Here is a 10,428-nt window from a genome sequence, read left to right as displayed (position 1 = left end):
CTTGGTCTACTTCTCTACGGCTAGCGGAACACAGGATGCCATGACCGCATTCCCTGCCGGAACGTCCAGCGGAACTCCGGCACGGAACTCCGGCACGGAACTCCGGCACGGAACTCCGGCACGGAGCTCAGCCACGGACGGCTGGGCGAGGACGCTAGGCGAGCGCTTCCCGGACCGCGCGCGCCACCTCGTCGGGCCCGGCACCGCCCTCGACGACCGTCACCACCACGCGGCGGCCCGCCGGGGCTCCGCCGTCGGCCGGCGTATGCGCGGCCGTGCCGAGCACGGCGGCCCGCCGCAGGTCGGCGAACGCCTCCTCGAGCTCGGGCCGCAGCTCCAGCGACGGCGTACGCAGCCAGCGGCGCAGTATCGCGTTGTGGACGGCGACGACGGAGGCGGCGAACGCTATCGACGCGGTGGACGTCGACCGCTCCGGCGGCAGCGTGTCACGCAGGTAGTGGGTGAACGCCCGCTCGTAGCGGTGCGTGGTGATGAGCTCGCGGTCGCGCAGGGCGGGTACCTGCTGGAGCAGGGCGTACCGGGCGAGCGAGGTGTCACGCTGGCCGACATGGTGGTCGAACACCATGCGTGCCGCGCGGCACACCTCGAGGTACGGGTCGACGTCGGGGTCCCAGGCACGACCGAGGTCGTGCCCTGCCTCCTCGCTGGTTCGGGCGTCGGGGCGGGTGGCGGCCAGCATCACCACCACCTCCTCGAGCAGGAGCTCGTGGTCGGCGAAGACCACGTCCTCCTTCGAGCGGTACCGGCGGAAGAACGTGGCCCGGCTGACCTTGGCGGCGTCGGCGATCTCCTCGACGGTGGTCCCCTCGTACCCCTGCCGGGTGAACAGGTCCACCGCGACGTCTACTGCCTGCGCATGCGTGTGGGTACGGACGGCGGTCATGCCAGGCAGGCTACCGCGTGCCCGTCGGGCGGCGTGAAGCATTCTTGAACGCTGCATGGTGTTCACGGCGCTAACTTTCTCGCCTCGGGATCTTGCCGGCCCGGAGTCTGCGCAGGTAGCGCACCTCACGTACTGCCATCAGGAGGCCGAGCCCGCCGGGCACGGCCGACCACGGATGGCCGAGCAGGACGCCCACGAGGCACACCGATGCGACCACCCCGCCGCCGACGACGGTGGCGAGACTCGCCCAACGGATCCCGGTCACGCAGTGAGCGTAGTCTGCTCGGCGTGACCGAGACCGCAGCCAAGCCCGTCGTCGACGTCTACGTCGACCCCATGTGCCCCTACGCCTGGATCACGTCGCGCTGGGCCCTCGAGGTGGCCCGGATCCGCGACGTCGAGCTCACCTTCAAGCTCATGAGCCTGTACCTGCTCAACAAGGACAGGGACATCGACGCCGACTACCGGGCGCGCATCGAGCGGTCGCGCGGCATCGGCCGCATCGCCGCGGCGGTCCAGACGGACCACGGCCCCGAGGCGTTCTCCGCGTTCTACACCGCGGCCGGCACCCGGATCCACGATCAGCAGAACAAGGACTTCGACGCCGTGGCGGTCGAGGCCCTCGCCGAGGCGGGACTGCCCGCCACCCTCGCCGAGGCGGCCACGTCCACCGACCACGACGCGGCGCTCGCGGCCTCCCACGAGTCGGGCATGAAGCCCGTCGGCGACGATGTCGGCACGCCCACGATCCACGTCGACGGCGTCGCGTTTTTCGGCCCCGTGCTCACGCGCATCCCGCGCGGCGAGGAGGCGGGGGCGCTGTTCGACGCCTCGGTGGCCCTCGCGCGGTACCCGTACTTCTACGAGATCAAGCGCTCGCGCACCACGGACCCCGTCTTCGACTGAGCCGACGGCCGACGGCCGACGGCTGACGGCTGATGTCGGTGCGGCGTGGCATCGTGGGTGCCATGACTCTCGACCTGCGTATCTTCACCGAGCCCCAGCAGGGCGCGACCTACGACGACCAGCTCGCCGTCGCCCAGACGACCGAGCAGCTCGGGTTCAGCGCGTTCTTCCGCTCCGACCACTACCTGGCCATGGGCGGCGGCGACGGCCTGCCCGGCCCCACCGACTCCTGGATCACGCTCGCCGGCCTCGCCCGCGACACGTCCACGGTGCGGCTCGGCACCCTGGTGTCCTCGGCGACGTTCCGGCACCCCGGCGTCCTCGCGATCCAGGTGGCGCAGGTGGACCAGATGTCCGGCGGACGGGTGGAGCTCGGCCTCGGCACGGGCTGGTTCGAGGCCGAGCACAAGGCCTACGGCATCCCGTTCCCGGACAAGCGGTTCGGCATCCTCGAGGAGCAGCTCGCGATCGTCACCGGCCTGTGGGGCACCCCGGCCGGGGAGACGTTCTCCTTCTCCGGCGAGCACTACGAGCTCGTCGACTCCCCGGCCCTGCCGAAGCCCGCCCAGTCCAGGATCCCGGTGCTCGTCGGTGGCGGAGGCCCACGCCGGACGCCCGCGCTCGCGGCGCGGTACGGCGACGAGTACAACCAGTCCTTCCCGGAGATCGACACGATCGGCCCGCGGATCGAGGTCATCAACAAGGCCCTGGCCGACGTCGGTCGCGCGCCCGGGTCGATCGTCCAGTCAGTGGCGCTGGTCGCCGCCGTCGGCCAGGACGAGGCCGAGTTCACCAAGCGGGCCGCGGCGATCGGCCGCGAGCCCGCCGAGCTGCGCGAGCACGGCATCGCCGGCACCGTGGCCGAGGCTGTGGACCGGCTCAAGGCCCTGGAGGCCGTGGGCGTCCAGCGGGTCTACCTGCAGGTCCTCGACCTGGCGGACCTGGACCACCTCGACCTGATCGCGCGCGAGGTGCGCCCGCAGCTCGGCTGAGCCACAGCCAGCGCAGGCCGTGTGGAGAAATCTTTCCTATGGTCGTCCCGGCCGTCCTTGCCGCGACACACATCGGAGAACTCCATGCAGAGCTTTTCTCGTGCCGTCCGAGCCGCTCTCGCGGCGACCGCGCTCGCCGCCGGAACTTTCGTGGCGGTCCCGGCCGCTGCCGCCGACGACCGCTACCAGCGCGGGCCCGACCCGACGGCGGAGAGCATCGTGGCTGCCCGGGGGACGTTCGAGATCCGCGCGGTCGTCATCACGCGTGCCGCCGCCGAGGGATACGGCGGCGGCACCGTGTACTACCCGACCGACACCTCCGAGGGGACGTTCGGCGCGGTGGCGATCTCTCCGGGCTACCGCTCCTCGCAGGCCGCCATCGCCTGGCTCGGCCCGCGACTGGCCTCCCAGGGCTTCGTCGTCCTCACCATCGACACCCTCCGTCCTGCCGACTCGCCCACCCGGCGTGGCGCGCAGCTCCTCGCCGCCCTGGAGCAGCTGCGGGAGGGCGCCCTGGCGGATCGCATCGATCCCGACCGGCTCGCCGTGATGGGGCACTCGATGGGTGGCGGCGGCAGCCTGGAGGCAGCCAAGGACGATCCCGCGCTGCGAGCGGTCATCCCGATGACCCCGTGGAGCCCGGACAGGACCTTTCCCGAGGTCACCGCCCCGACCCTGGTCATCGGCGCCGAGGACGACGTCGTCGCACGGGTGCGGTCGTACGCGGAGCCGATCTACGAGTCGCTACCGGCCGACGGGGACAAGGCGTACCTGGAGCTGCGGGACGCGTCACACTCCGCGCCGAGCGCCCCCAGCACGACCATCGCGAAGTACAGCCTCTCCTGGCTGAAGCGCCACGTCGACGACGACGAGCGGTACACGCAGTTCCTCTGCCCGGCGCCGGTGGTCGACGCCGAGCTCAGCGAGGTCCGCAGTACCTGCGACTAGGATCCGCGCGACACCCCCGTTGCGAGATCAAGGACAGACACATGCGAATCGGCTGGCAGCTGCACGGTGACGGCGCACGCATCACCCCCGGTGAGGTCGTCGCCCCCGACGAGCGGCTGAGCTGGCCGCGCACCATCGGGATCGGCCTGCAGCACATCGTCGCGATGTTCGGCGCCACGTTCCTGGTGCCGACCATCACGGGGTTCGACCCGGGCACCACGCTGTTCTTCTCGGCGATCGGCACGATCTCCTTCCTGCTGATCACCGGCAACAAGCTGCCGAGCTACCTGGGCTCGAGCTTCGCGTTCATCTCGCCGATCCTGGCGGCCACGGCGTCGAGCGGGCAGTCGGCCGCGATCGGCGGCATCCTCGCCACCGGCCTGCTCCTGACGCTCGTCGGCGTGGTGGTGCACTTCGCGGGACCGCGCTGGATCCAGGTGGCGATGCCGCCCGTCGTCACGGGCGTGATCGTGGCGCTGATCGGCCTGAACCTGGCGCCGGTCGCCTGGGGCACGTGCGACGAGCAGGGTATCTGCACGGGCTTCCAGGCCTCTCCGGTGACGGCGGTCATCACCCTGGCCTCGATCATCCTCATCCAGGTCCTGTTCCGCGGCCTCGTCGGCCGGCTCGCGATCCTGCTCGGCGTCGTCATCGGGTACGCCGTCGCCACCCTGCGCGGCGAGGTCGACTTCTCGAGGGTCGGTCAGGCGGACTGGGTGGGTCTGCCGCACTTCGTGGCGCCGTCGTTCGACCCGGGCGTGCTCGGTCTGTTCCTGCCCGTGGTGCTGGTGCTCATCGCCGAGAACGTCGGGCACGTGAAGTCGGTGGCCGCGATGACCGGCCGCAACTACGACCCGCTGACCGGCCGGGCGCTCCTGGCCGACGGTGTCGCCACGACCCTCGCGGGCCTCGGCGGCGGCTCCGGCACCACGACGTACGCCGAGAACATCGGCGTCATGGCGGCGTCCCGGGTGTACTCGACGGCGGCGTACTGGGTGGCCGCGTTCGGTGCGCTGGTGCTCAGCCTGTCGCCCAAGTTCGGCGCGCTGATCGCCAGCGTCCCCGATGGAGTGATCGGCGGCGTCACGACCATGCTCTACGGCATGATCGGCATCCTGGGCGCCCGCATCTGGGTGCAGGGCAAGGTCAACTTCTCGGATCCCGTCAACCTGACGACGGCGGCCGTGCCGCTCGTGATCGGCATCGCCAACTTCACCTGGACCGCTGGTGACCTGCAGTTCGGCGGTATCGCCCTCGGTACCGCCGCCGCCCTCGTGATCTATCACGTGATGGGTGCGATCGGCCGCTGGCGCGGCACCGCGGAGGCCTGAGCCACGTCCGTGCCGGGCGGGTGGGCCCACTACCGGGCTGCCCGTCCGGCACCGGTCTGGACACCGGACTGAACACGTGATTAGCATGCTGAACATGCGTTCAGTGCGTGGCGACGAAGAGCGCGGGGGAACCACCCCGCCGTCGGGCAGCGGTGTGCCCGCCGACGCCGACCTGACCGCCCGTGCCCGGATCCGCGATGCAGCGATCACCCGGTTCGCGGTGGACGGCTTCGGCGCGCCGGTCCGGGCCATCGCGTCCGACGCGGGGGTGAGCGCCGGCCTCGTGATGCACCACTTCAGCTCCAAGGACAAGCTCCGTGCCGAGTGCGACGCGCACCTGCTGGCCACGATCCGTCGGCTCAAGCGGGAGAACGTCGCCGACGCCGCGGCGGACCAGAGCTTCTTCCACAAGTTCGCCGCCGCCGAGCAGAACGCGACCCTCGTCGGGTACGTGCTGCGCTCCATGCAGGACGGCAGCCCACTGGCCCGGGAGTTCATCGGCCACATGGTCGACGACGCGGTCGACTACACCCAGGAGGGCGTCGCCGCGGGCGTCATCGTTCCCAGCAGGGACGAGGCCGCACGGGCGCGCTACCTCACGCTGTCCTCGCTCGGTGCGCTGCTGCTGGAGGTCACGCTCAACCCGCCGTCGGACCCGGGCGATCTCGTCGGAATCGTCCGTGGTTACTTCTCCAAGAGCTACCTGCCGATGATGGAGCTGTTCACCGAGGGCTTCCTCACGTCCCGTCGGATGCTCGACGACTACCTCATGTACGTGTCCGACCCGCCGTCGGGCGAGGAGGTAGCGCCCACGCCTGCCCCAGGCTGACCGGTACCCGCCGGTCGAGAGCGCGCTGCCCTGCCACGTCCCCTTCCGACGTCAGAGAGCGAGCGAGTCATGACCGCGACACCAGCGATTCAGATCGACGACCTGCGCAAGTCCTTCGGACGGGTCCAGGCCCTCGACGGCCTGGACCTGACCGTCCAGCCCGGCGAGGTAGCCGGGTTCCTCGGCCCCAACGGGGCCGGCAAGTCGACCGCCATCCGCGTCCTGCTCGGCCTGCTGCGCGCGGACTCCGGCACGGCCCGTCTGTTCGGCGGGGATGCCTGGCGCGACGCCGTCGAGCTGCACCGACGACTCGCCTACGTACCGGGTGACGTCAGCCTGTGGCCCAACCTGACCGGCGGCGAAGCCATCGACTTCCTGGGCCGGCTGCGCGGCACGGTGGACAAGAAGCGCAAGGCCGACCTGCTCGAGCGCTTCGAGCTCGACCCCACCAAGAAGGCCCGCACCTACTCCAAGGGCAACCGGCAGAAGGTCGCGCTCGTGGCGGCGTTCTCCATGGACGTGGACCTGCTGATCCTCGACGAGCCGACGTCGGGTCTCGACCCCCTCATGGAGGCCGTGTTCACCGAGTACGTGCGCGAGACGGCCGCGACGGGTACGTCCGTGCTGCTCAGCAGCCACATCCTGCACGAGGTCGAGAAGGTCTGCGACACCGTGACGATCATCCGTAACGGGACGTCGGTCGAGTCCGGCACGCTCGACGAGCTCCGGCACCTGACCCGTTCGAACGTCACCGCAGTGGTCTCGGACGACCCCTCCGCCGTCGGCGGGCTCGCCGGTGTGCACAACTTCGCCACCGCTCCGGCCGACGGCGGCACGCGCGTCACCTTCGACGTCGACAACGCCCAGGTCGGCTCCGCGATGTCACGGTTGACGGCGCTCGGGCTGCACAGTCTCACCGCCGCACCGCCCTCGCTGGAGGAGCTCTTCATGCGGCACTACGGCGACGTGCTGCCCGGCGCCGAGAGCGCGGCGGACGGCGCGGACGACACCGCGTCCGCGGCGCCGACGGCGCCCGGCACGGCAGGTGCGCGGTGACCGCCGTCGCCCAGGCGCCCGCGGTCCCGCGGCCGTCGTCCGGCTCCACGCTGACCGGGACCGGGCGTCTGGTCCGGTTCATGCTGCGCCGTGACCGGGTGCGGCTCACCGTCTGGACGCTGTCCGTGGTGGCCTTCTACGCCTACTTCGCCGTGGCGCTCGACGCGATGGGCCCCGAGGCGCTCGCCGGGCGGGCGCTCGTCATGGAGACGCCGGCCGGCATCGTCATGGGCGGTCCCGGCTACGGCATCGAGAACTACACGGTCGGCGTGGCCATCGCCAACGAAGGGATCACCTGGGTGGTCCTGGCGCTCGGGATCATGAGCGTCCTGCACGTCGTGCGCCACGCGCGCGCCGAGGAGGAGAGCAGCCGGTCCGAGCTGGTGCGCGCCGCCCCGGTCGGGCGGCACGCCCCCGCGGTGGCGGCCATCGTCACGCTGTTCGTCGTCAACGCGGTCATTGCCGTCGCCTCGGCGTTCGCCCTGTACGGCGCGAGCGGGGAGGCCATGCCGCTCGTGGACTCGTTCGGGCTCACCGTCGGGTCCGGCCTGGCCGCCATGGTGTTCGGTGCCGTCGCCGTGGTGGCGTGCCAGATCACCGAGCACGGCCGGGGCGCCACGGGCATCGGCCTCGCCGCGTACGGCCTGGCGCTCGTGCTGCGGTCCGCCGGGGACATCCAGGAGCGGCACGGCAGCCTGCTGTCGTGGCTCTCGCCCATCGGGTGGGCGCAGCAGATGCGATCCTTCGTCGACCTGCGCTGGTGGCCCGCCGCCCTCTCGATCGTGGCGATCCTCCTGCTGCTGGTGCTCGGGGCGGTCCTCGCCTCGCGCCGCGACTTCGGCGGGGGACTCGTCGCGACCCGCGGTGGACGCGCGGACGCCTCGGCACGCCTGCGCAGCCCGCTCGCACTGGTCTGGCGGCAGCAGCGGTCGGCCTTCGGGTGGACGGCTCTCGGGATGGCACTCATGTGGTACGCGTCCGGCACCCTCCTGCCGGAGATCCTGCAGATGGGCGTCTCCGGCGCGGCGGACAACGAGATGTTCCAGGCCGTGTTCGGGGGGACGGACCCGGCGGTGTTCCGGGACGGCTTCCTGAGCGCCATGATGCTGTTCGCGGCCCTGGCCTGCGCCGCGTACGCGATAGTCATGTCCGGCCGCGCCAAGGCGGAGGAGGCGGCGGGCCGCGCCGAGGTGCTCCTCGCGCTGGCGGTGTCGCGCTCGCGATGGTTCGGCGCGCACCTCGTGGTCGTGGGGCTGAGCACGGTGGTCCTCATGGCGGTGAGCGTCTACGCGATGTGGGTCGGCGCCGTCCAGGTCGGTATGGACGAGCCAGGGCTCGCCGCCTACACCGACGTGTTCTGGACCTACTCCGTGGCGCTCCTCGTCTACCTGGGCCTCGCCGCGGCCCTGTATGCCTGGGTCCCGCGGTTCGCGTCCGCCGCGTGGCTGCTGCTCGTGTACTCGTTCGTGGTCGGCATGTTCGGCGCGGTCTTCAACCTGCCCGAGGGCGCTGAGGCGATCTCGCCGCTGGACTGGCTCCCGGCGGGATTCGGTGAGGCGCCCGAGGCCGCGAACATGGTGGGGCTCGGTGCGGTGGTGGCCGTGCTGCTCGCCCTGGCGCTCCTCGGGTTCCGGCGGCGAGACCTGCAGAGCAACTGAGTGGCCGGACGGAGTGTGCGGCTGTTGTCCGCACTCTCCGTCCGGTATGGTGCGGGACGCCGTTCCGTGTCAGCAGGCAGGTGCTCACCGCCGCTCCCGGACCGCGCCCCGCCGAGTCCAGTGAGGATGGACCGATGATCTTCAAGGCCGTAGGAGACGGCCGCCCGTACCCCGAGCACGGGCGCTCGCGCACGCGCGACTGGGTCGACGTGCCCCCGCGCCAGGTGCGCCTCGACGAGCTCGTCACCACCAAGCGCACACTCGACCTCGACACGCTCCTGGCAGAGGACTCCACTTTCTATGGTGACCTGTTCGCACACGTCGTCGAGTACGAGGGCACCCTGTACCTCGAGGACGGCCTGCACCGCGCGGTGCGCGCCGCCCTGCAACAACGTCCAGTCCTGCACGCTCGCGTGCTCACCATCCGCTGACCTCAGGTAGGTTCCAAGAGTGACATCTCCCGGGTACGACCAGGCGCGCGTGGAGCGCCGGCGTCGAGAGCACGAGCGCCAGGCCGTGGTCTTCGGCGTGCTCATCGCGTTCCTGGCGGTCTGCGGCATCTTCGCGCTCGCGGTGTACTCGGGCGCGATCAGCTCTCCGTTCAACAGGCCGTTCACCACGGTCGGGGTCTCGGAGCAGAAGACCTATCCGGTGCCATGCCTCCCGCCGGTGAAGGGGCAGCCCGACGGCGCCCTCCCGACCGCGTACACCGATACCCGGGTGCGCCTGCTCAACGCATCCGGCGAGCAGGGCCTGGCCAGCGCGCACGAGACCGTCCTGGCGGACCGCGGGTTCGTCATCGTGGGGACCCCCGGCAACGTGCCGACGCCGCTCCAGGAGTCGGAGCTCCGGTTCGGCAAGAAGGGAATCGTCCAGGCGTACACGCTCGCCGCGCAGTTCCCCAAGATGCGGATGGTTCTGGACGACCGGCGTGACAGCGTGATCGACCTGCTCATCGGCGAGAACTTCGATCCTCCGCTCGACGTGGAAGACGTCGAACTGGCCGCTGACCAGCCTCTGCGGAACGCGGAGGGCTGCGTGTCCGTCGACGAGATCACCCCGGAGGAGCGCATCAAGCCGGCCAAGGAAGACGAGTCGGACGAGGTTCAGCCGGCCAAGTGACAGGGCTAGGGTCTGTGCTGTGCTGAACCCGTCCTCAGGTGCCGTGGGCTTCGGCCGCGCGCTCCTGTGGGCCGTGGTCGTGCTCGCCCTCGCGCTGACCGCGCACTTCGAGGCGGGCGGCCATCTCCCGCCGCTCGAGATCGTCGCCCTGCTCGGCGGGCTGCTGCTGGTCGTGACGACCGTCGCCGTGCGACGGCGGATCCGCTGGCCGGGCGGCCTCGCCCTCGCGGGCCTCGGGCAGTACGCCCTGCACCACGTCTTCTCGTTCCTCGGCGGCTCGTTCCCGGGCGGCGCCTGCGCGCCGTCCGCGCTGCCCGACGCCGGAGCGCACGCCCACCTGGCCGGTTCCCTCAGCGGCACGTTCGTGCACGGGGCATGCGTCGGGGCCGACTCCACCGTGATGGGTCCGGGGATGCTCGTCTGGCACGCCCTGGCGACCGTGGTGTCCGTCGGGCTGCTCGTGGGTGTCGAGCGCGGGGTCTGGCTGCTCGCGTCGTGGCTGGTCCGGCCGCTGTCGGTGGCGCCGCTTTGGGTGCCGGTGGTCCGGCGGGCCCTGGTGCCGGCGGCCCCCGAGGCGCCGGGCACGTCGGTGGACGTGCACGTGGCGCCGGAGCGCGGGCCGCCGTCGTCGGCCCTGGTGATGTACCTCGCGGCCTGACGGACTCGGGCGGGAGGTGCGTCG

At 71.4% G+C, this 10,428-nt stretch carries 12 protein-coding genes; 10 read left to right on the top strand and 2 right to left on the bottom strand.

Going from position 1 to position 10,428, the window contains the following annotated elements:
- Positions 1-154: 154 nt before the first annotated feature.
- Positions 155-904, bottom strand: a complete 750-nt coding sequence (locus tag LUU90_RS25130; protein WP_275006941.1) for a TetR/AcrR family transcriptional regulator — start codon at positions 902-904, stop codon at positions 155-157.
- Positions 905-974: 70 nt separating this feature from the next.
- The gene (locus tag LUU90_RS25125; RefSeq protein WP_275006939.1) at positions 975-1,169 is read right to left on the bottom strand and encodes a hypothetical protein; all 195 of its coding nucleotides are present in this window, start codon (positions 1,167-1,169) and stop codon (positions 975-977) included.
- 23 nt (positions 1,170-1,192) lie between these two features.
- Between LUU90_RS25125 and LUU90_RS25120 the strand changes: the two genes are divergently transcribed.
- From LUU90_RS25120 to LUU90_RS25075, 10 genes are all read left to right on the top strand, one after another.
- Complete coding sequence (locus LUU90_RS25120; RefSeq protein WP_275006937.1) at positions 1,193-1,810, top strand: DsbA family protein; 618 nt, start codon at positions 1,193-1,195, stop codon at positions 1,808-1,810.
- Positions 1,811-1,872: 62 nt separating this feature from the next.
- A complete protein-coding gene (locus tag LUU90_RS25115) occupies positions 1,873-2,802 on the top strand; it encodes an LLM class F420-dependent oxidoreductase (protein WP_275006935.1) in 930 nt (309 codons plus the stop codon).
- An 84-nt stretch (positions 2,803-2,886) separates the two neighbouring features.
- Positions 2,887-3,750 carry an alpha/beta hydrolase fold domain-containing protein gene (locus LUU90_RS25110; protein ID WP_275006933.1) on the top strand — a complete coding sequence of 288 codons (864 nt, stop codon included), beginning with the start codon at positions 2,887-2,889 and terminating at the stop codon, positions 3,748-3,750.
- Positions 3,751-3,791: 41 nt separating this feature from the next.
- Positions 3,792-5,081, top strand: a complete 1,290-nt coding sequence (locus LUU90_RS25105; protein WP_275006932.1) for a uracil-xanthine permease family protein — start codon at positions 3,792-3,794, stop codon at positions 5,079-5,081.
- Between the two features lie 94 nt (positions 5,082-5,175).
- Positions 5,176-5,910, top strand: coding sequence for a TetR/AcrR family transcriptional regulator (locus LUU90_RS25100; protein WP_275006930.1), 735 nt, complete (start codon positions 5,176-5,178; stop codon positions 5,908-5,910).
- Between the two features lie 69 nt (positions 5,911-5,979).
- Complete coding sequence (locus LUU90_RS25095; RefSeq protein ID WP_275006929.1) at positions 5,980-6,966, top strand: ABC transporter ATP-binding protein; 987 nt, start codon at positions 5,980-5,982, stop codon at positions 6,964-6,966.
- A complete protein-coding gene (locus LUU90_RS25090) occupies positions 6,963-8,624 on the top strand; it encodes an ABC transporter permease (RefSeq protein WP_275006926.1) in 1,662 nt (553 codons plus the stop codon). The genes LUU90_RS25095 and LUU90_RS25090 overlap by 4 nt, the downstream gene beginning before the upstream one ends.
- A 134-nt stretch (positions 8,625-8,758) precedes the next feature.
- Entirely contained in the window at positions 8,759-9,055 is a 297-nt protein-coding gene (locus LUU90_RS25085) for a type II toxin-antitoxin system VapB family antitoxin (RefSeq protein WP_108493446.1), read from the top strand.
- Positions 9,056-9,074: 19 nt separating this feature from the next.
- A complete protein-coding gene (locus LUU90_RS25080) occupies positions 9,075-9,746 on the top strand; it encodes a LytR C-terminal domain-containing protein (RefSeq protein WP_275006924.1) in 672 nt (223 codons plus the stop codon).
- Between the two features lie 19 nt (positions 9,747-9,765).
- The gene (locus LUU90_RS25075) at positions 9,766-10,404 is read left to right on the top strand and encodes a hypothetical protein (protein ID WP_275006922.1); all 639 of its coding nucleotides are present in this window, start codon (positions 9,766-9,768) and stop codon (positions 10,402-10,404) included.
- The last annotated feature ends 24 nt before the right edge of the window (positions 10,405-10,428 follow it).

The sequence above is a fragment of the Promicromonospora iranensis genome (genome assembly GCF_028994775.1).
Taxonomy (GTDB): Bacteria; Actinomycetota; Actinomycetes; order Actinomycetales; family Cellulomonadaceae; genus Promicromonospora; species Promicromonospora iranensis_A.
This window is presented reverse-complemented; position numbering and strand designations above follow the sequence as displayed.